28 protein-coding genes and 2 pseudogenes are annotated in these 17,174 nt (G+C 67.2%); 17 read left to right on the plus strand and 13 right to left on the minus strand.

Annotation, left to right across the window (positions count from 1 at the left end):
- From AB1285_RS22900 to AB1285_RS22945, 10 genes and pseudogenes are all read left to right on the plus strand, one after another.
- Positions 1–365: pseudogene (locus tag AB1285_RS22900) on the plus strand (hypothetical protein); the annotation flags it as partial.
- Positions 362–739, plus strand: a complete 378-nt coding sequence (locus tag AB1285_RS22905) for an aromatic-ring-hydroxylating dioxygenase subunit beta (RefSeq protein WP_429977893.1) — start codon at positions 362–364, stop codon at positions 737–739. The pseudogene AB1285_RS22900 and the gene AB1285_RS22905, both read left to right, overlap by 4 nt.
- Positions 736–960 carry an aromatic-ring-hydroxylating dioxygenase subunit beta gene (locus AB1285_RS22910; RefSeq protein ID WP_429977894.1) on the plus strand — a complete coding sequence of 75 codons (225 nt, stop codon included), beginning with the start codon at positions 736–738 and terminating at the stop codon, positions 958–960. Before AB1285_RS22905 ends, AB1285_RS22910 begins: the two co-directional genes overlap by 4 nt.
- A complete protein-coding gene (locus AB1285_RS22915; RefSeq protein ID WP_429977895.1) occupies positions 957–1,190 on the plus strand; it encodes a hypothetical protein in 234 nt (77 codons plus the stop codon). The genes AB1285_RS22910 and AB1285_RS22915 overlap by 4 nt, the downstream gene beginning before the upstream one ends.
- Positions 1,172–1,483 carry a ferredoxin gene (locus AB1285_RS22920; RefSeq protein WP_429977896.1) on the plus strand — a complete coding sequence of 104 codons (312 nt, stop codon included), beginning with the start codon at positions 1,172–1,174 and terminating at the stop codon, positions 1,481–1,483. Before AB1285_RS22915 ends, AB1285_RS22920 begins: the two co-directional genes overlap by 19 nt.
- A gap of 84 nt (positions 1,484–1,567) precedes the next feature.
- A complete protein-coding gene (locus tag AB1285_RS22925) occupies positions 1,568–2,377 on the plus strand; it encodes an FAD-dependent oxidoreductase (RefSeq protein WP_429977912.1) in 810 nt (269 codons plus the stop codon).
- A complete protein-coding gene (locus tag AB1285_RS22930; protein WP_429977897.1) occupies positions 2,295–2,888 on the plus strand; it encodes an oxidoreductase C-terminal domain-containing protein in 594 nt (197 codons plus the stop codon). The genes AB1285_RS22925 and AB1285_RS22930 overlap by 83 nt, the downstream gene beginning before the upstream one ends.
- Entirely contained in the window at positions 2,824–3,000 is a 177-nt protein-coding gene (locus tag AB1285_RS22935) for an aldo/keto reductase (RefSeq protein ID WP_429977898.1), read from the plus strand. The genes AB1285_RS22930 and AB1285_RS22935 overlap by 65 nt, the downstream gene beginning before the upstream one ends.
- Positions 3,001–3,131: 131 nt before the next feature.
- Positions 3,132–3,365, plus strand: a complete 234-nt coding sequence (locus AB1285_RS22940; protein ID WP_429977899.1) for a hypothetical protein — start codon at positions 3,132–3,134, stop codon at positions 3,363–3,365.
- Positions 3,340–3,720, plus strand: coding sequence for an aldo/keto reductase (locus AB1285_RS22945; protein ID WP_429977900.1), 381 nt, complete (start codon positions 3,340–3,342; stop codon positions 3,718–3,720). The genes AB1285_RS22940 and AB1285_RS22945 overlap by 26 nt, the downstream gene beginning before the upstream one ends.
- Here the strand turns inward: AB1285_RS22945 and AB1285_RS22950 are convergent.
- The 3 genes from AB1285_RS22950 to AB1285_RS22960 all read right to left on the minus strand — a co-directional run bounded on the left by AB1285_RS22950 (position 3,656) and on the right by AB1285_RS22960 (position 6,635).
- Complete coding sequence (locus AB1285_RS22950; protein ID WP_429977901.1) at positions 3,656–4,504, minus strand: IclR family transcriptional regulator; 849 nt, start codon at positions 4,502–4,504, stop codon at positions 3,656–3,658. The two genes, AB1285_RS22945 and AB1285_RS22950, sit on opposite strands and share 65 nt — an antisense overlap.
- 1,339 nt (positions 4,505–5,843) lie before the next feature.
- Positions 5,844–6,251: an AMP-binding enzyme gene (locus AB1285_RS22955; protein WP_005050745.1), complete on the minus strand. Its 408-nt coding sequence runs from the start codon at positions 6,249–6,251 to the stop codon at positions 5,844–5,846.
- A 114-nt stretch (positions 6,252–6,365) separates the two neighbouring features.
- The gene (locus AB1285_RS22960) at positions 6,366–6,635 is read right to left on the minus strand and encodes a hypothetical protein (RefSeq protein WP_429977914.1); all 270 of its coding nucleotides are present in this window, start codon (positions 6,633–6,635) and stop codon (positions 6,366–6,368) included.
- Here AB1285_RS22960 and AB1285_RS22965 point away from each other — a divergent pair.
- Both AB1285_RS22965 and AB1285_RS22970 read left to right on the plus strand, forming a co-directional pair.
- On the plus strand, positions 6,574–7,113 hold the full coding sequence (locus AB1285_RS22965) for an Eco57I restriction-modification methylase domain-containing protein (protein WP_429977902.1): 540 nt from the start codon (positions 6,574–6,576) through the stop codon (positions 7,111–7,113). The two genes, AB1285_RS22960 and AB1285_RS22965, sit on opposite strands and share 62 nt — an antisense overlap.
- 334 nt (positions 7,114–7,447) lie before the next feature.
- Complete coding sequence (locus AB1285_RS22970) at positions 7,448–7,711, plus strand: hypothetical protein (protein ID WP_429977903.1); 264 nt, start codon at positions 7,448–7,450, stop codon at positions 7,709–7,711.
- Between the two features lie 268 nt (positions 7,712–7,979).
- On the opposite strand, the gene AB1285_RS22975 is transcribed toward AB1285_RS22970, so the two are convergent.
- From AB1285_RS22975 to AB1285_RS22995, 5 genes are all read right to left on the minus strand, one after another.
- Entirely contained in the window at positions 7,980–8,405 is a 426-nt protein-coding gene (locus AB1285_RS22975) for a hypothetical protein (RefSeq protein ID WP_005050749.1), read from the minus strand.
- 434 nt (positions 8,406–8,839) lie between these two features.
- Entirely contained in the window at positions 8,840–9,664 is an 825-nt protein-coding gene (locus AB1285_RS22980; RefSeq protein ID WP_047801722.1) for a hypothetical protein, read from the minus strand.
- Positions 9,664–9,984 (minus strand): hypothetical protein, encoded by a 321-nt coding sequence (locus AB1285_RS22985; protein ID WP_429977904.1) that lies wholly within the window; start codon positions 9,982–9,984, stop codon positions 9,664–9,666. The genes AB1285_RS22980 and AB1285_RS22985 overlap by 1 nt, the downstream gene beginning before the upstream one ends.
- Entirely contained in the window at positions 9,878–11,263 is a 1,386-nt protein-coding gene (locus AB1285_RS22990) for a hypothetical protein (protein ID WP_429977905.1), read from the minus strand. Before AB1285_RS22990 ends, AB1285_RS22985 begins: the two co-directional genes overlap by 107 nt.
- A 129-nt stretch (positions 11,264–11,392) precedes the next feature.
- Positions 11,393–11,629, minus strand: coding sequence for a hypothetical protein (locus AB1285_RS22995; protein ID WP_043340519.1), 237 nt, complete (start codon positions 11,627–11,629; stop codon positions 11,393–11,395).
- A 93-nt stretch (positions 11,630–11,722) separates the two neighbouring features.
- Between AB1285_RS22995 and AB1285_RS23000 the strand changes: the two genes are divergently transcribed.
- Positions 11,723–12,256: a helix-turn-helix transcriptional regulator gene (locus AB1285_RS23000; RefSeq protein ID WP_005050761.1), complete on the plus strand. Its 534-nt coding sequence runs from the start codon at positions 11,723–11,725 to the stop codon at positions 12,254–12,256.
- A gap of 5 nt (positions 12,257–12,261) precedes the next feature.
- Here the strand turns inward: AB1285_RS23000 and AB1285_RS23005 are convergent, their stop codons facing one another.
- The 4 genes from AB1285_RS23005 to AB1285_RS23020 form a co-directional block, all read right to left on the minus strand.
- Positions 12,262–12,675, minus strand: coding sequence for an HNH endonuclease family protein (locus AB1285_RS23005; RefSeq protein WP_429977906.1), 414 nt, complete (start codon positions 12,673–12,675; stop codon positions 12,262–12,264).
- Entirely contained in the window at positions 12,638–13,015 is a 378-nt protein-coding gene (locus AB1285_RS23010) for a hypothetical protein (RefSeq protein ID WP_429977907.1), read from the minus strand. The genes AB1285_RS23005 and AB1285_RS23010 overlap by 38 nt, the downstream gene beginning before the upstream one ends.
- Positions 13,012–13,791 (minus strand): hypothetical protein, encoded by a 780-nt coding sequence (locus tag AB1285_RS23015; RefSeq protein ID WP_429977908.1) that lies wholly within the window; start codon positions 13,789–13,791, stop codon positions 13,012–13,014. Before AB1285_RS23015 ends, AB1285_RS23010 begins: the two co-directional genes overlap by 4 nt.
- A gap of 268 nt (positions 13,792–14,059) precedes the next feature.
- A complete protein-coding gene (locus AB1285_RS23020; RefSeq protein WP_429977909.1) occupies positions 14,060–14,914 on the minus strand; it encodes a hypothetical protein in 855 nt (284 codons plus the stop codon).
- Between the two features lie 152 nt (positions 14,915–15,066).
- Here AB1285_RS23020 and AB1285_RS23025 point away from each other — a divergent pair, with 152 nt between their 5' ends.
- From AB1285_RS23025 to AB1285_RS23035, 3 genes and pseudogenes are all read left to right on the plus strand, one after another.
- Positions 15,067–15,678 (plus strand): type IV toxin-antitoxin system AbiEi family antitoxin domain-containing protein, encoded by a 612-nt coding sequence (locus tag AB1285_RS23025; RefSeq protein ID WP_429977910.1) that lies wholly within the window; start codon positions 15,067–15,069, stop codon positions 15,676–15,678.
- 154 nt (positions 15,679–15,832) lie between these two features.
- Positions 15,833–16,024, plus strand: a pseudogene (locus tag AB1285_RS23030) (nucleotidyl transferase AbiEii/AbiGii toxin family protein); the annotation flags it as partial.
- A gap of 91 nt (positions 16,025–16,115) precedes the next feature.
- On the plus strand, positions 16,116–16,775 hold the full coding sequence (locus AB1285_RS23035; protein WP_429977911.1) for a nucleotidyl transferase AbiEii/AbiGii toxin family protein: 660 nt from the start codon (positions 16,116–16,118) through the stop codon (positions 16,773–16,775).
- Between the two features lie 5 nt (positions 16,776–16,780).
- Here AB1285_RS23035 and AB1285_RS23040 read toward each other — a convergent pair whose 3' ends face one another.
- Positions 16,781–16,999, minus strand: a complete 219-nt coding sequence (locus AB1285_RS23040) for an Lsr2 family DNA-binding protein (protein ID WP_082157160.1) — start codon at positions 16,997–16,999, stop codon at positions 16,781–16,783.
- Here AB1285_RS23040 and AB1285_RS23045 point away from each other — a divergent pair.
- Positions 16,927–17,174 (plus strand): SDR family oxidoreductase (locus AB1285_RS23045; protein WP_429977913.1); only part of this gene is annotated, 248 nt, incomplete at its 3' end. The two genes, AB1285_RS23040 and AB1285_RS23045, sit on opposite strands and share 73 nt — an antisense overlap.

The raw sequence follows: 17,174 nt of genomic DNA on the forward strand, positions 1-17,174 counted from the left end.
AGGCGCCGGAGGAGTTCAAGAGCTCTCGTACAAGGCCTACCTTATGTGCTTCGGTAGCACGGAATGTTCGAGCAGGACGATGTCGAGAACTGGGTCTCGCTGACCACGACTGCCAAGGGTTCGATGGCTCGACGGCTCCTGCTCAACAGTCGGATGGGGACTCTCAAAGACGACACTCGGTCGTCGCTGCGCTGACGCCTGAACAGTTCGCCGGTCCAGGCGTCGCGCACGTTGGTTACGGCGAGTACAACCAGCGTCATCTGCTCGATCGCTGGGCCGACTACCTCGACACCGATGACGAAGTCGAGGTGCAGGTCGCGAGCATCGGTACAGGCATCACCAACAACGGGGAGGCACCCGCATGATGAACACCGAGACCGGTGTCCAGATATCCGAGCAATCGCCTCTCGGCGCCCACGCCACGCGCGCCGATCGAGTCGGGCGGTCCCTACTGTTCTCCGACGAACTGCATCTCGAGGCGCATCGTTGGTTGATTGAAGAGGCTTACACCCTCGACGAGCAACGGTACGAGCACTGGCTTGAGACGCTTACAGAGGATATTCACTACATCATGCCGGTGCGTCAGACGACGGCTCTCGGGTCTTCCTTCACGACGGCGAGGGGGATGTCGCACTGGGACGAGAATAAGTACTCGCTCAGCCGCCGGGTCGCGCGATTCCTGACTGAACACGCTTGGACGGAGGACCCTCCCTCACGCCTGCGTCACTTACTCACGTGACGAACGTGCGCGTGTTCCTGTCCTCGGTCGAGGACGAGCTCATCGTCGACTCCGCCGTCCTGCTGTTCCGCAGCCGGGGAGACGTCAACGAGCCGTCAATCATCTCCGCTCACCGCGAGGACGTATTGCGTCGCGTCGGTGACGACCTGCAGTTGGCACGTCGGGTGATCATGGTGGACGAGTCGGTGCTCCGCACCCAGAACCTGGCGATCTTCCTGTGAGCGGCCTCGACTGGGAGGGTGCCGACGTCGATCGTGATGCCGCGGCGGCTGCGGCGGCGGAGCGCGAGCGTCTTATTGCCCGCACCGTCGGAGAGCCGCTCGTCATCGCCAACGAGTTTTCGGAGATCGAAGTGCGCCGCGTGGAAACTCACAACGGCACGAGGCTACTGATCGACGCCCCGAAAACTGGCCAGTGGATCGCGATCGACCCATGGAACTCGAGGCCCTGACCTGGCAGACCACGCAGACGTTCTCCGAGATGATCGCGCGGCCTGACCAGCCGATGTTTCCCGAAATGCGACCGCAAGTAGAAAAGGAAGAGACCGATGGCACGGATCATCGCCGACCGCAGCGCCTGCCAGGGCTACGCCAATTGCGTGTCGTCGCCGCGGGCGACTACTTCGACCTAGATGACGACGCCCTAGTGATCGTTCTGCGCGAGGACCTGCCCGACAGTGACCGCAGCGAGTTAGAGGAGGCGGCGCGCAGCTGCCCCGTCTCCGCCTTGGTTGTGGAGGACTGACGTGTCGCGGGTCGTCATCGTCGGCGCCTCTGTTGGTGGGCTCAAGACCGCCCAAGCCTTCGAAGCGAGGGATTCGAGGGCGAGATCGTCCTGATTGACCAGGAACGCCATCCCACCTACGACAAACCTCCGCTCTCGAAGAAGTACCTCACCGGTGAGACGGCGCGACACGAGATCGAGCTTCTCTCCGAGCACGAGACGCGGGGGATCGGAGCCATCTCAATCTTCGGCACGCCCGCGGCATCCCTCAACCTCGAAGGCCAGGTTGTGACGCTCGAGGACGGTACAGCCGTCTCATACGACACACTCGTGATCGCCACCGGGTCACGCGCCCGTCGCTCTCCGTGGGGTGAAGGTGAGCATATTCACTTGCTGCGTACCAGCGGCGATGCCGAGCGCTTGCGGGATGAGCTGGCCACAGCGCGGCACCTTGTGGTCATCGCGCAGGCTTCATCGGGGGGGAGGCTGCCGCAACGGCGATCACGGCGGGCGTACGGGTCAGCATGGTTGACCCGTTCCCGGCGCCGAATGTCGCGGGTGCTCAATGCCGAAGTCGGCCAGATCTTCAGCCCGCAAGTATGCCCAGGAGGGCGTCGAGGAGTACTTCGGAAGGGACAGTCGAAGGCGTCGAACAGACGGCAGACGGGGGTGCGCGTGGTGCTCGATGGCGGCGAGATCATCGAGGCCGATGCAGCTCTCGTCGGTATCGGAGCTGTGGTCAACACAGAGTGGCTCGAGGGTTCCGGCATCGAACTCGACAACGGGGTGACCTGCGACTCTGGGCTGCGGGCCATCGGGCATCCTGAGATCTTTGCCGTCGGCGATATCGCACGTTGGGGCGAGTGCGTCGCGCAACGTCTCGCTGCGCCTCGAACATTGGACCAATGCCGTTGATCAGGCTCGCGTCGTCGCACACAACATCGTCCACCCTGATGATTGCGAGGACTACGACACGACCGAGTATGTCTGGAGCGACCAGTACGACTGGAAGATCCAGATCGTCGGGCATACCGGATCTGATCACTGGACGATGGTGGGCGACCCTGCGCAGGACCGCTTCGCCGTCGTGTACGGCGAGAGCCAAGGGCAGGCCGAAGGTGCCGTCATCGTGAACTGGCCGCGTGCCCTCGTCGACGCCCGCCGCTCGGTCGCCTCGCGAGCGAAGGCGGACGAGCTGATACATCGGCTGCGCGCCCTCCTCGAGCCCTCGAGCACGGCTCCGGCGAAGGCGGGCCGCCCGATGAGAGCTGACGACACCACCCTCTCCCCTCCTGCACGGTCACCGCATCCCGCGAATCGGGGTGGGCACGTGGCCACTCACGGGAGACGAGTGCGCAACGATGGTCGAGAAGGCGGTCGGCTACGGTTACCGCCTGTTCGATACGGCGTACAAGTACGCGAATGAGGAGGCCGTCGGTGCCGGTCTGCGTGCATCGGGCATCCCTCGTGACGAGGTCTTCATCACGAGCAAGTTCAACAAGGAGGACCACAGCGTCGAGGGAGTGCAGCGCGCGTAACGACCGATCGCTGAAGACCCTTCGCGTCGACTACCTCGATCTGTTCCTGATCACATTGGCCGGGTTCCGGCTCCTCGACCGATACGTCGAAGCGTGGAAGGGTCTGGTGAGACTGCTCGAAGAGGGACGAAGTGAAGGCGATCGGCGTCTCCAACTTCAAGTCTCACCACCTTCAGCGCGTCGTCGACGCGACCGGTGTCGTCCCCGACGTCGATCAGATCCAGCTCAGCGTCGACATCGCCCGTGTCGAACAGCGCAGCTTCCAGCGCGCTCACGGCATCCTGACCGAGGCGTGGAGCCCGCTCGGACGCGGAGTGAGCCCTGCTGTCCGATCCCGCGGTGACCGCGATCGCGTCGAAGTATGACAAGTCGCCCGCACAGGTCCTACTGCGCTGGCACATCGAGGAAGGGATCGTTCCCGTCCCGCGCGCCGGCGATGAGAAGCATCTCGCGCAGAACATCGACGTCTTCGATTTCACGCTCAGCTCGGAGGATATGGCGACGCTTGAGCTGGGCTGGATCAAGGCGAAGAAGCCGCCCGCGACCCGGACGATCCGGCCAACGGGCACTGAGGCCCACGGCGGCGGGCGGGTCGGTCGCTCCCGCAGCCACGCTCATCAGCGGCGTGTTCGCGTGCGCAGCGCATCCATGGGCGCTACGACGACCCGGGCCGGTTCACCCCAACAGTTCGGCGAGGCGGATCGCGGCGTCCTGCAGTGACCGCGCTAGGGACTTGACCTTGCCCGGCGGTAACCGCTGCACGGGCGCGGAGGCGTTGATCGCCAGTCGCAGTCCCGACGAGACGTGGACCGGGACCGCGATCGCTCGCCACGCCGTCCTCGCTTTCCTGCCGATTCACGGCATAACCGTCCAGTCGTGTCCGAACCAGTTCGGCGACGAGTTCGTCTCGGGAACGTATGGAGTTCGGTGTGACGATCTCGAGCTGCTCGTCCGGGTACAGCCGGAAGAGCTGCTCGTCGCTCAGCTCGGCAAGCAGCGCCTTGCCGGTCGAGGTGCAATGCGCCGGCAGGGTCTTGCCCAGTCTCGAAACCACGGCGCACGGCCACATCGGGCTCGGCAACGGCGAGGAATCGGACATGGTTGCCCTCGAGCGTGCCCAGGTGGCAGGTCTCACCGAGGGGCGGCGCTGAGGTCCTCGAGGATCGGCTGCGCCAGTCTCGGGACATCCATCCTGCGCAGCACCGAGAAGGCCACCGTCGTCAGCGCCGGGCCAGGGGCCGTAAGCCTTGGTCACCGGGTTCTGCCGCACGAAGCCGCGCCATGCCAGCATCGCGAGAAGTCGGTGCGCGGTCGAGGTCGCCACCCCGAGGAGGGCACCGGCGTCCGTGAGCCGCAGCTCGTGCTCCTCACCCAGCAGCAGGATCAGCTTCAGCGCGTTGTCGACCGACTCGATCGGATACTGGGGTGGATCGCCCGGCGACCCGAGCTGTCGATTCTGCACGGCAGAAAGCTTACTTGCAACGTGGGCGCGCTCCTCCTGCACCGCGCGCTCCGATGCCGACCCGACAGGCGGGAGGATCGTCTCCGCGGTGCCACTGCAGCCCGTGCCACCCCACGCCGCCCGCGTGGCTCCCTGGTGACGGCCCCCGACGGCCCAGGCGCTCTACGGTCGGAGCAGGACCTTCAGGCTGCTGGACGCGTCGCGGGACTGCTCGAAGGCGGCGGCGGCATCGTCGAAGGCGAACTCGTGGGTCGCCAGCGGCGACAGATCGATCCCCTGGGCGTCGGACGCCTGACGATCGACTCGAGGACGGCCTCGTACTCGCGATGAGCGATGGCGAACGACTGCGGGTGCCACAACTGATAGATGTGTAAGCAGCGTTCCGGGTTAGGAGTCCACTACCCGCCCCCAACGGGATGTCTTGCACGCGCGACGCAGCAGCGGAGGAACGCGTGGTGCGCCACCAGCCAGGCGTCCATGTCACCGACTGCCAGCGCCGCATCCATTAGCGTCCCGTACTCGCGCGAAGCGCCGATCTCGGAGCGCAGCATCCGTCCACCGTCCGGCGCGCGCCTAAGGACTCCAGCTGAAGCCGGACACCGTAGAGCTGGTCGACCTCTTCTACGTCCGGGTGATACACCGTCGCTCGGCGATGGTATCGGCCTCGTTTGAGCCTTTCTTCCCGCAGCAAGCGAAACGCCTCGTGCAAATGACCTCCCCGTCGATCCAGGTCTTTCAACTTTCCATCCTGCGTGAGGCGGCAGTGGCGGTGACACTCCACTGCTCGGAAGAGCACTATTTCGCGCTATTGATCCGGACCCCGATGGTCGGAAGCCTGTTCAGTGCCGCGTCATCGGCGCAATACGCTGGGAGACGGGGCTTCCTCTGCCCCGGGAGGACACCATGCAACCAGATAACCTCACGGTCACGGCTCGGGTGGCGCGCACAGCCGTCCCCGGGCGGCTGGACGATCTCACCGAGTGGGCGCATGGTTTCACCGGCCGGGCCCAGTCGTTCCCCGGCTACCGGGAGTCGAAGGTCCGAGTCTCGGAACGGCACCGCGCCAGGTTGTCGTCGAGATCACGTTCGCTTCCCCCCATGACCTCATCCGGTGGGAGGACAGTAAGGAGCGGCAGGCGCACCTGCAACAGGCCGTGCCGCTCACGATCGGGCAGGCCCGTCCACTGACTTCCGGACGCCCTCACCGGTGCAATCCCGACGGCCGGTCCCCGCGCGCCCGCGGTGGTGGACGGCGATTTTAGTGTGGATCGCGCTTGGTACCGCCTGCCATGTTCAACGACCTACTTCATCGCTCCGCTCCTGACCGGCCTGCCGCCGTACCTCCAGATCCTATGTACGACGCCACTGACCGTCGCGTGCGTCATCTGGGTGATGTTGCCTCTATTGCACGCGCTCGAGGAGAGCATCCGCCACTGGCTCGCGTGGCGGCGCGGGCGCTGAGCGTCTGCCCCATTAGGCGCTGTCGCGGCGGGCAAAGCCCTCTCCGCTCCCTCTTGTCAATCTTGCCTACCTTGGTGAGGGGCATGTCGTCGACGGCGATCAGCCGCTCGGGGTGCTTATGCTTAGCCACCCCGGCGGACTCCATGGCGGCGCGGATCCGTTCGAGCCCGAGCGGGCCGCCCTCCTTGAGACTCACGTAGACGCATACCCGCTCGCTGAACACGGGGTCGAGCATCGCGACGGCGGCCGCTAGATCGAAGCTGTCATAGCGGTAGACGAGGTCCTCCACCTCTTCGCACGAAATCTTCTCGCTGCCTCGGTTGATCATGTCGAGATGTAGCCATCCTCGGTGAAGGGACCGCGCGTTCGTCTCAGGTGCGCGGTAGCATCCGCGCGGGGTGTAGCGGATCGGTTTCCTGCTCGAGCATAGATCGACGGCTCATCAGATGCCTCCAGAGTTCTTTTCGTCGGTTATGTCGGTGTGGTGATCAGCGGCGGCGCTGGCGCTTGCCGCCCAGAACGCGCGGACTGCCATGGTGATCGCTTCGTCTTTGGTGAGGCGATCACCACGGGCCGCGGCTTCGTCGCGTGCCTGGTTGATGTACTCGAAGACGTCCGGAGGTAGTCGGAAGGTCGCGGGGTGTTTTTCGATGCGCTGGACATTGTACGGGCCGCGCTTCTTGCCGGTGCGGGGCGACGTGTCACACCCCAATCAGGGCGGCTTCGACGTCGTCATCGGCAACCCACCCTACGTCAACCGGCGCGAGCTCAGCTACCGCATCACCGGCTTCGAGACAGACAACGTCGACGACATCTACGCCTTCCTGCTGCGAGCGCTCGGCGCAGATCACGCGCCCGGATGGCCGGCTCAGCCTGATCGTTCCCATCCGCAGCCAGTTCGCCGATCGCGACGAGTCACTGCGGAAGTTCTACGAGCGGCGGTTCGATGCGATCTGGGTGAGCACCTTCCAGGAACGCCCGGCTGCCCTGTTCCAGGTGAAGGTGCGCAGCACGATCATCACCGCCGCCGGGTATGGCAGCGTCTCCGAGCTGCACACGACGCTCACCCACAGCTGGATCGAGGCGTTCCGTCCGCATCTGATGGCGACACTGCGGTATTCGCTTCGGCCCGCCGGCTCGCGGACCCCGAACTGGTATGCGCGCCAGCAGCGACGCGATGTTCGAGCTGATCGACACGCTGCTTGCGAAGGGCACGATCTCCTCGACGCCGCTTGTCCGTGTGAGCGACTACTCCGTCGGTTTCAAGAAGACCGCCACGTACTTCCTGAGCACGTACACGGTGCCGCCGGTCACCTACGACAAGACCACGCACGCCACGGTGCCCCTCAACGAGGGGAAGCTGTTCGTTCAGAACCGGAAGGACCAGCTCGCGGCCAGCGCGATCGCGGCGTCGCGGCTGGCGTTCCTGTGGTGGACGTTCACGGGCGACTGCTTCAACGTCACCAAGGGCACGAATGTCGCAGATCCCATTCTCCCCGCACGCTTACGGGCAGGACACGTTCGATGCTCTGGTGGAGCTCGGCGAGAGGATCGAGGAGGCGCTGCCGGCCGTGCGCTCCTGGGATCTCAACTCCGGGAAGTACGTGGGGCGGGTACGCGATCCCCGAACTGCGTCATCTCACCGGTCAGGCCGACGAGATCATGCTGGAGGCGATCGGCCGCATCGATCTGCTGCCGGAGATCCAGTACGCCCACGCCCGGATGTACAAGAGCACCGGGATTTCCGCGACGACACTGCGAAAGTTGCCGTTCGAGGTCGAGGTGTGACGCGCGACATCCGCACGGGTCCTTTGCCCTCGAGCGACTGCGATCGTTCGTCCGGGTCAGGATCCTCTGAGTGATGGATATGACAGGTAGGCGCTACCGGATGAGTTGACCCATCTCCCAGTCGCCGAGAGGGATCGTCCGACAAGTTCTGTCAGCGGTCCAAGCGGGACGGTGGCGGTCAGGTTGATCATCGCCGCACAGCATAGAACGCGTTCTCGAACTCGATGGGCGGGACGACACACCGACAGCGGTGGGGTGCCTACCCTTCTCAGGCGGAGTCACGGAGCGAGGTGACAAGCTCCGCGGGGAGGGCAAAGACCTTCTCGAGCAACGGGAGAAGGTCCCGGACTGCCTCGAGGTGCTGCTCTTCGGTCAGATCGTCGATCGCCGGAGGCTCGTCGCCAGTCCAGCCGATCGCTTCCGCCACGATCGTCAGGGACCAGGAGTCCCACCTGAGCCGCCCCTCGGATCGCAGCTGCTCCCGGAACTGACCGAGCACGCCCACGGGCTGAAACGCATTGCGATCGCGCGCGAGCTCGTCGCGAACGTACAACATCGCCGTTTCGAAACCGAGCAGGAACGTGTGCACTCGCTCGAACGTGACGGGCTGCCCGATATACATTCCGGATCGCTTCACGAATGCCTCGGCGATCGAGTAGACCGGCAACTCGGCCGGCCCGTTAGTTTCACTCATCTCGACTTCCCTGCCAGCAGCTCAGGAGACGGTCATTACCCGCGGCGCCGTTTGCGGCCCCAGTAGGCGCGAAGCGCAACGGTGACGATCTCGTCCTTGGTGAGGCGGTCGCCGCGGCTGGCTGCATCCTGCTTGGCCCAGTCCATCAGTTCAAGCGCGTCGTCGGGGAGACGGATCGAGACGGGCTTCTTCTGGACGTAGACGACGTTGTAGGGCCCCCGCTTCTTCTTCGCCGGCGGTGGCGTCTCCGCCTCGGCCGACTCAGGAGGCGTCGCGCTCGCCGCTGCCGGCTTCTGGCTTGCGCGAGGTGCGCGTGCGGGTGCTTCGGACGTCGCTGCCTGGTCGACGTCGCTGGGTGACTTCCTCAGCGGGGGGCGCGGCCTTGCGTGCGCGGGGCTTCGCTGCAGCTGTGGGCTTCTTCGGGGCGGCCATGGTCACTGACCACCTCCTCGGTTTCCACGGCGGCGAGCGCGGCGCTCCTCGATGCGCCGCTTCTCTTCCATGCTGATGAGCTCCGCCGGCGACAGCGAGCGGGGGCGGCGAGTGCGGCCGCGCTCGGCCTGCCTCTGGTACTCGGTCGTCTTGGCCGTGCTGACGACGTTGAGGGTGACGCCGGTGATGGTGTCGCGGCTGGTGTCGAGGTTCACGTATCGGTTCTTCGACTCTTCGCGGAACCAGCCGAGGGCGTCGCCGCCGTTCTCGTGGATGCGCTTGAGCATCGTCGAGGCGTTGTACGAGTTGACCTCCATCACGCGGCCGTTGGAGAAGGTCAGGTGGGCGGTGATCTGCTTCTGCTTGTCGTGGGACTGGCCCTTGGCGGCGTTGCGGACCTGCTTGATCAGTTCGGCGTTCGCCTGCTCGCGGCCCTTCGCGGTGCGGCCCTTGGGGATGCGCATCTCGATGTACCGGTCGCCCCCGGTGGCGTATGCCACGTCGACGCGCAGCCGACCACCCTGGCGACCCTCAACGTAGGTGCCGCTGAGGTCTTCGGGGATGACGGGCTTGGCGCCGGCCTTGCCTCGCACGGGGGCGATCGAGCCGTCCTTGCGCCGGCGCCGCGGCGGGACGTGGGTGAGGCGTCCGGTGTCAGCGAGCTCCTGGAGCGCCTGGCGGTAGAGGGCGCCGCTGGTTTCGCCGTTGAGGATCTTGCGGACCATTCGAGGCGAGCGGTGCAGCTCCTCGGCGATCTCGGCCGTGCTGATGCCCTTGCGCCGCAGATCGCGGATGAGGTCTTGGGCGGTGCGCTGCTGGTCAGCCATCAGCCCTTCTCCTCTGCCTGCTCGAGCGCCTTGGCGATGCCGGCCCGCTCGGCACGTGCTTTCAGCGCGTCACGCTGCCGCAGCGTCTCCGGCGTGATGAAGGATCCGTTGAGGTAGCCCTGCAGGCGCAGGCGCCCGGTCTTGCCGTCGTCGCCGCCGCCGATGAACCGGTCCGGCAGGGACCACGCCGGCAGCTTGGTCGTGTAGATCGCATCACCCTGGATGCCGATGAGCGTCGAGGGGTCGACCGTGAGAGCACCGGAGGTGTAGCCGCCGAGGGAGCTGGGGCCGTGGAGGACGCGAGCGCGTGCGCGACCCACAGACCTGGGCGGCGAGCTCCGGGTGGTAGAAGCTTCGGGTGCGGTCGTTCGGGCGCGACGGGATGCGATAGATCCAGAGGTTGCCCTGTCGCAGCATCTTGGCCCTGTACTCGGGCGGGACGTCATCGGGCGACGCGGCGACGCGGGTCTCGTCGCGGCCCGCGGCGGCGAATGCACCGATCGAGTGCAGCATGATGTTCCGCAGCGCGGCGAGCACAGCGCGGCGCAGGTCCGGGTGCATCTCGTCCTGCAGCTGGACTCGCTCGCGGGCGCGCGTCATGCGCTCGGTGAAGGTGTCTAGAGGCTTGGCCTTGCGGAACACCACGGCCTCGTGAGGGCGGATCTCCCACCCGTGCTTGAGGGCGACGTGGATCTCGCTGCCGTCGGCCCAGGTGTCGTGCACCGCTCCGGGCCGGTTCGGATAGAACCAGCCTTCGCGAACGTCCAGGTGCTTCACACCGAGCAGGCCAACGTGGTTCCAGCCCTGAGGGACGCGGAACCGCACGTGGAAGCGGGCGCGCGCGTAGGGGTCTTGCTCGAGCAGCTCGTACGCGGCGGCCTGGTTCAGCCGGATCGCGGGGCCGATACCGAGCTCGCGCCCGACGCCGGCGAACATGAACCGGCCGTCGACGTAGGCGAACTCGCTGATCTTCTTCGTCTTGGCCGGGTCGATCAGCGGGACGCAGTCCTCGTGCTTGGCGAACGACTCCCCCGCGACCAGGTGGTCGTAGTGGTGCAGGCCCGAGGTGAAGTGGATCTCCTGGGCGATGTCGTCTTCGACCGGCACGGGGTTGATGTTCTTCGGCAGCGACAGCGCCCACAGGTTCGTTCCGGTGGCGGCAGGGCTGTTGAACAGGCGCGCGTTCTCGTCGGCGTGGCGAATGATCGACGCGGTGACGTTCCAGGCCAGACGAGCCTGGGCAGGGGTCAGCGGCCCGTCGCCGAACCACTCCTCCGCGGTGCGGACTTCGATCTTGAAGCCGGTGACCGCGTGCTCGAACCGACCGGTGGGCGGGCCGTTGTTGACCCAGTGGGCTCCGGGCTTCCAGTTCGGGGTCTGGACGTACAGCCAGTGCCGCACGCCAGGCGCAGGCTCGGGGCGCTTCCCGGTCAGCATGATGCGGTTAGCGCCGTACGAGGCAGCCGTGTCGAGCAGGTCCGTCAGGTTGGGGTTCTTGCGGCGCTCGCCGATGACGGGGCGAACGGGCGTGCCGGCGTCGGTGACGCCTTGCCGGTGGTCTGGTCGACCCAGATCGTGGGCACGTCCTTCGGCGTCCACGGCTTGGGTCGGTAGTTCAGCTCGTCCATCTCACCCCCTCATTCGTCAGGTTATATTAGTCAAGAGTGCTTGAAAATTGCAATCAGATTTCGCAGTCGACGGGCGCTCCATGAAGGTCTGGCGGGGTCGCTAGGACGCGAGGCGGCCGCCGTAAGAGCGCCCGCGTCCGTGGTAGGACTTCTGCGCCTTCCGCAGCCCTTCCTCGGTCATCCCCAGCAGGAGGGCGATCTCTCGCTGGGTCAGCTCGGCCGCGCGCGCCTCGTCGACGACTTTGCCGCGGCGTTCGCGCAGCTCGTCCGCTTGCGCGAGCTGCTGGCCGATGCGACGGAGCTCCTCACGGATGGCGTCCGCGTCCTTGTTAGCCATGCGCCCCAGCATCCCCAACCAAGTTGGGTCTGGTTGCCGCGGCGCGCCGTAACCGCGAAAGTGGTTATATTCATCCAGCTGAGAGGAGCGCTGATGACCGGACGGCACCTCACCACGGCGGACGTCGCCGAGAAGCTCGGCGTGTCCGTCGTCGCGGTCTACAAGATGCGCTCCATCAGCAACAAGCTGCGCAGAGCCGGCCAGGAGGGTCCTCTGCTCCCCGAGCCGGTTGCCATAGAAGGCAACTCCCCGCTCTACGACGAGGCCGCGATCGACGCATTCGCGCAGGAGCGCGCGCGCAGGGCGCCCTCGCAGCGCGGCCGCCGGCCGCGACTGATGCCGGGACTGGCGCGCGATGCGGCTTTCGCGGAGCGGTTGCGGGCGGCGATCGCGGACGGGGCGGGGGCGCCCGAGGTTCCCACGCAGGCGGCTCTGATCGACCTGCTCGGCTTGAACGTCGTCACGTTCGGTGAGCGGATGCGAGGGCGCACCCGCTGGACCGACGCCGAGCTCGAGGTGATCAGGCGCACCCTCGGTGTCGACACGACGGATGCGAACGAGGTCGTAGACCGCGCTCGCGCGGCCAAGCGTCAGGCGCGCGCGGCGAGATCCCACGCGGGTTCGTAGCGGCTTCACGACATGCTCCCGCTCTCGTCGCTGGCTTGCTGGGCAGCGCAGGTTGAGAGCGTGTCCACGAGCGCACCGCGGTCGGCTTCGTCGACCGCGAGGTGCCAGGTGTCGACGATCTCCGTGTAGCGGGCGACGTAGGTGCACACGTAGTCGGCGTTCGATGGCAGCCACAGGGCTGGCCCGTGGTCGTTCTTGGCCGCATTCGTGTTGCCATCGACGGCGACGATGTTGTCGAACGAGTTGGCGAACTGAATGCGCTGCTGCTCGGTCCACGCCCACGCGCCCCCGGCGTGCGCCGCCGAAAGGCTGACGATGTGGTCGATCTGGACGCCGGAGCTTCCCGGGGCTCCAGGGGCGGCGATCCGGTCGTGCTCGAACTCAATGCGTGTGCCCGTGTACGGATCGGGGTCGAGCACAGCCGGAGAGCACCGTGCAACCGTCACGGACGACGTCCTGCAGCTGGACGGCGAGGAGATCGTCTCGCTGATCGCAGCCGTTTCCCTCGATGTCGATCCAGCGCTCGCCGAACGTGGCGCGGCGATACTCGGGAATCTCCTCGGTGGGATCGATCAGCGGCAGCTCCTGCGCGACTGCGGCGAGCGCGGTGTAGTCGTAGGTCGGGTCCGGGGCGGGTGCCTGCGGGCGCGTCCATGTGTCGATCCAGGAGGTGATGCCCAGCTGGTGGGCGCCGAAGCCGAGCGCGAGAGCTGCGACCGCGGCGAGGGCTGTGCTGGCGCGGCGGGTGCGTCGGTTCATCTGCGCTCCTTTGCCTGTGCGGTGTCGGCTTGGTCGAGCAGCAGTATGGTTCGGGCGATCTGGGTGCGTGCCTCGTCGATGACCTCGAGGGTTTCGTCGTCGGCGTCGAGCTCTGAGAGTGCGTGGCTCTGGCGGCGGAGCTGGTCGCCGAGGTGGAACATGCCGGCACTGAGGAGGACCTCGGCGAGCGCGGCCGCGCGGGCGCCTTGGTGGTCGGCGCTGACGGCGAGGTCGTCGATGATCTCGATGAGGGTTGCGCGGGATCCCATCGTTGGGTCTTCTCCTGGAGTGAGCTCGCGGAGCGCTTCACGGTTGAGCAGCGTCTGGAAGAGCCTGTGCATCCGTTGGGTGAGGGGGCGGCCGTCGCGGCGGGTGCAGTTGAGCGCGAACTCGCGGAAGCTCCATCGGACGGTGACGGGTGTGCCGGTCTGGATGGTCATGGCTTCCTGGAGGCGCACGGCGATGTCGGTCATCAGTGCTCCTCGGTTCGGCCCAGGTGGGGGGATCTGCTTGAGGTGGGCGCCGCGGCCGTTGCCGAGCTGGGGGGAGATCGCGCAGCTGGGCAGGTGCAGTCTCGCGTTCGGCCCGTGGCCTGCTGCCGCGTGGGGTGTGGGCTGCCGCGTTGGCCGGGTGTGCCGGGCGCCTCGCTGAGTCAGCGGGAGGGGGTTGAAGCGCAGCGACAGGGCCCAGCGATGGCCGCCGAGCGCGCGGACGACCCGCAGCCACTCTCCCTCTTTGGTGGAGTCGATGGTGAAGGTGTTCGGCTGGTCAGACATCTGCGGCTTCTTCGGTGCGAAGGGGCTGTTCTTGGCGTCGCGGAGCATCTGCCGGGTGATCGGCTCGGTCTCCTCGAGCGAGGCGAGCGAGAAGTAGTGGCGGCGGGCGCGGCCGCTTCGGTGCAGTGAGCAGCTGGCGGTTGCCGTGGTTCGGGCATCCTCCCTTGCTGCGGCATCCGGCCAGGTAGCCGGCGGTGGTGCCGTGCAGGGCGGCTTCGAGGATGTCGAGCGTCTTGCTCATCAGGCGGCCTGCCGGAGTCCGAGGTCGTCACGGTCGCGGTCGATGGTGCGGACGTCGACGCCGAGCAGGTCGCTGAGTGGGTGAGGCTGAGTCCGCGTTCGGTCCCGCGTCGGGTGGCTTCGAGGCGCTCGTCTCGGGTGAGGCGGACGTTCTGGCCGGCGAGAGCGAGCTCGATCGCGATCTCGTCGAGCAGGGGTTCCTGCCCGGCTGTGGGCGGTGCCGGGTCGGTGTCGATGTCGTCCCAGGCCAGCGGCGGCAGCCAGCCGTGCCGGCGTGCGACGTGAGTGCGTAGGAGCGGCCGACCCGCTGCGCTCGGGTGTGGGTGGGGGGCTGCTGGTCCCAGAGCTCGTCGTAGAGCGCGGCGATGTCGTCGTGGACACGGATGTCCACGTAGGCGCCTTCGAGTGCCTTGTTGACCTTCCAGCGCGGGTAGCCGAGTCGGCGTGCGATCTCGTGGTGGTTCCATCCGATCGCGGCCAGAGCCTGGAGGCGCCGGCGGGTGCCGCGGCCGTTGACTCGGCCCTGCGCGGCGAGAGTGCTGCTGTCGGGGGTGACTGCGAGGAGTTTGCGGGCGGTGGCGCCGGTGACGAACCGTGCCGTCTCGCTGTTGAGCAGGCGACGGACCGTGGCGCCGCCGACGCCGGCGCTGATGGCGATCCGTTCGGGGATCATCCCGGTGTCGACCAGTGCCTGCAGGTGCTGCCGGATCGGCTCGATGGGTTGGTGCGCGTCCTGGTATCGCCCGTAGGCCAGGAGACGGTAGCGGTCGCGGCGGCGGCGCGCGTTGCCGTCCATGCAGGCGCGGCACCCGCAGAGGTGGACGACGTAGCAGGTGGAGGTCAGCCCGTGCTTGTGGTCCGGCGGGCAGGTGTGGGTCCGCATCTTCTCCTCCTCACAGATGGTTATATTCCCGAATATAACCCGTTCCCGAGGGTTTGGAACCCCCTCACTGCTAAGGGGTGGCCCCAGAGGCTCGAAGTCGACAATCTGAACGAGCTACAACGTTTGTTGCGGTTTCTCGCTACACTGTGCGCATGGCAGGATCAACTTTCGCTCGTCTGGGCGAGCTCGCGTCACAGCGTTGGGGCCTGGTGACCACCGCCCAGGCGCTCGAGGCTGGCGTGGCGCGCCCGACCCTGACGCGCCTCGCCAACAGCGGCGCGCTCATCCGCGTCGCGCGCGGCGTCTACCGCCTCGCCGGCGCGCCAGAGCACGAGCAGGAGGCGATCCTCGCGACCTGGCTCGCCCTCGGCGGCGCCGACCGTCCCCGCACAGACACCGGCGTCCCGCCCGTCGTCGCCGCAGGCCAGACGGCCGCGCAGCTGCATGGCATCGGCGACTGGTTCCCCGGGCCACTCGAGTTCGTCGTTCCCACCCGCCGCGGTACCCGCCTGGACGGGGTGCGGCTCCGCACCCGCGAGCTCGCGCCCACCGAGGTGGTCTCCGTCGACGGGATGCCGACCATGAGCGTCGAGCGCACGATCGCCCGACCTGATCGAGCAGTGGGTCGACCGCTCCCTCGTCGCCGATGCGCTCGCCGACGCCGCGGACGCGGGAAAGCTGCTCTCCCCCGCCCGCCTGACCGAGTATCTGGAGCCGCTGGCCAAGCCCAACAAGTACCCCTCGGGTGCCGCGCTCGCGGCTGATCTGCTCGCTCTTGCGGGCGTCGACGCGGTGGTGCCGGCCGATGCCTGAGCCCGACGGCTACAAAGACTGGACGGGGCTTGCGCAGGCGATCAAGGCGGCCGCGACGAAGGCAGCCGTGACGGCGCGAGCGCGCTGGATGTGAATGCGCAGATCGTGCAGGCACAGCACGATCGTTTCCTCAGCCGGGTCTTTGCGGAGGGGGAAGAGTCCGAGTGGCTGCTCAAGGGCGGCACGGCGATGCTCGCCCGGGTGCCGAAGTCACGGTCGACGAAAGACCTGGATCTGGCCTCGACCGGCGCCGCCGATCTGGATGCCGCGCAGCAGGCGCTCGAGCAGGCAGCCGCGCGTGATCTCGGCGACCATGTGCGTTCCAGCTCACCCGTGCCCGTGCGACCGGGCGAGGAGAGAACCAGCCGGGTGTCGCGACCCGCGCCTGGTGTTCACATGTCTGGACGCGAACACCGGCCGGAGGATCTCCGACATCCCCATCGACGTGGTCGTCGGCCCTCCCCCGGTCGGCCGCGTCGAGACGATCGAGCCGTCGACGCGGCTGCAGCTGGGGCGGCCGGTCCCGTCGCACCCCTACCGGCTGTTCCCGATCTCCGATCAGGTCGCGGAGAAGGTCACTGCGACGATGAGCACCTACAACGGCCGCCCCAGCAGCCGCGCGAAAGACCTGGTGGACATCGTCACCATTGCACGCACGCAGCGCGTCGACCTGCGCGAGCTGCAGATGGCCATCGACGCGAAGCGTGCACTGTCAAAGCTCGACTCGTTCACTACGTTCACGGTCCCGGACGGTTGGGACGGTCCCTACCGGGTGCTCGCGGCCGGCACGCCCTCAGCCGGCGGGATCACCGATCTGGGTGAGGCCGTGGCTCTCGCGCGTCAGCTGATCGATCCCGCGCTCGCCGACGCGCCCGTGCAACCGGGGACGGTCTGGGTCCCTGGCTCAGGCTGGACACAGAACCCTCCGCCGCCGGAGCCGGGCGGCAGCGGATCCCCTTCGGGGGAGGTCCACGTGCGCGCGCACGTGCGCTCCGGTTATCCCGTCACGGAGCACTGGCGCGCAGCGCGCGGCTCAGCCCAGGAGTGACCGCGTCAGTGCGCCGCGTCGTACGCCTCGAGGATGGACGCGGGAACCCTGCCGCGATCGCTGACCTGGTGTCCGTTCTGACTGGCCCATTCACGCACCGTGTTGAGATCGGCCCGTCCGCCCCGCGACGTCCTCGCCGGACGCCGGGTGGCTGCGCCGATGCGGCGCGCGCTCTTGGCCCAGGCCTCGAACTCGAGATCGATCTCGAGTTGCTTTCCGTCGATCGCGAAGGTCGCGGGATCGAGCCGCTCGCCAGGTCGCGCACACCACCGCGAAGGGCGGCGTCATCGCGATGACGAAGTCGCTCGCTGCGGAGGGCGCCCGCTACGGCGTCCGCGCGAACTCGATCTCGCCTGGCTTCGTCAGCACCCCGGCGACGGACAAGGCGGTGGATGCGGA

It is taken from the genome of Microbacterium sp. NRRL B-14842 (assembly GCF_050470785.1).

Bases quoted from the DNA above. Each gene is read 5' to 3' on its own strand.
- AB1285_RS22905 (WP_429977893.1), top strand. From the start codon at position 362: ATGATGAACACCGAGACCGGTGTCCAGATATCCGAGCAATCGCCTCTC.
- AB1285_RS22920 (WP_429977896.1), top strand. From the start codon at position 1,172: ATGGAACTCGAGGCCCTGACCTGGCAGACCACGCAGACGTTCTCCGAG.
- AB1285_RS22935 (WP_429977898.1), top strand. From the start codon at position 2,824: ATGGTCGAGAAGGCGGTCGGCTACGGTTACCGCCTGTTCGATACGGCG.
- AB1285_RS22955 (WP_005050745.1), bottom strand. From the start codon at position 6,251: ATGATCAACCGAGGCAGCGAGAAGATTTCGTGCGAAGAGGTGGAGGAC.
- AB1285_RS22965 (WP_429977902.1), top strand. From the start codon at position 6,574: ATGCGCTGGACATTGTACGGGCCGCGCTTCTTGCCGGTGCGGGGCGAC.
- AB1285_RS22970 (WP_429977903.1), top strand. From the start codon at position 7,448: ATGCTCTGGTGGAGCTCGGCGAGAGGATCGAGGAGGCGCTGCCGGCCG.
- AB1285_RS22975 (WP_005050749.1), bottom strand. From the start codon at position 8,405: ATGAGTGAAACTAACGGGCCGGCCGAGTTGCCGGTCTACTCGATCGCC.
- AB1285_RS22980 (WP_047801722.1), bottom strand. From the start codon at position 9,664: ATGGCTGACCAGCAGCGCACCGCCCAAGACCTCATCCGCGATCTGCGG.
- AB1285_RS22995 (WP_043340519.1), bottom strand. From the start codon at position 11,629: ATGGCTAACAAGGACGCGGACGCCATCCGTGAGGAGCTCCGTCGCATC.
- AB1285_RS23000 (WP_005050761.1), top strand. From the start codon at position 11,723: ATGACCGGACGGCACCTCACCACGGCGGACGTCGCCGAGAAGCTCGGC.
- AB1285_RS23010 (WP_429977907.1), bottom strand. From the start codon at position 13,015: ATGAACCGACGCACCCGCCGCGCCAGCACAGCCCTCGCCGCGGTCGCA.
- AB1285_RS23015 (WP_429977908.1), bottom strand. From the start codon at position 13,791: ATGTCTGACCAGCCGAACACCTTCACCATCGACTCCACCAAAGAGGGA.
- AB1285_RS23020 (WP_429977909.1), bottom strand. From the start codon at position 14,914: ATGCGGACCCACACCTGCCCGCCGGACCACAAGCACGGGCTGACCTCC.
- AB1285_RS23025 (WP_429977910.1), top strand. From the start codon at position 15,067: ATGGCAGGATCAACTTTCGCTCGTCTGGGCGAGCTCGCGTCACAGCGT.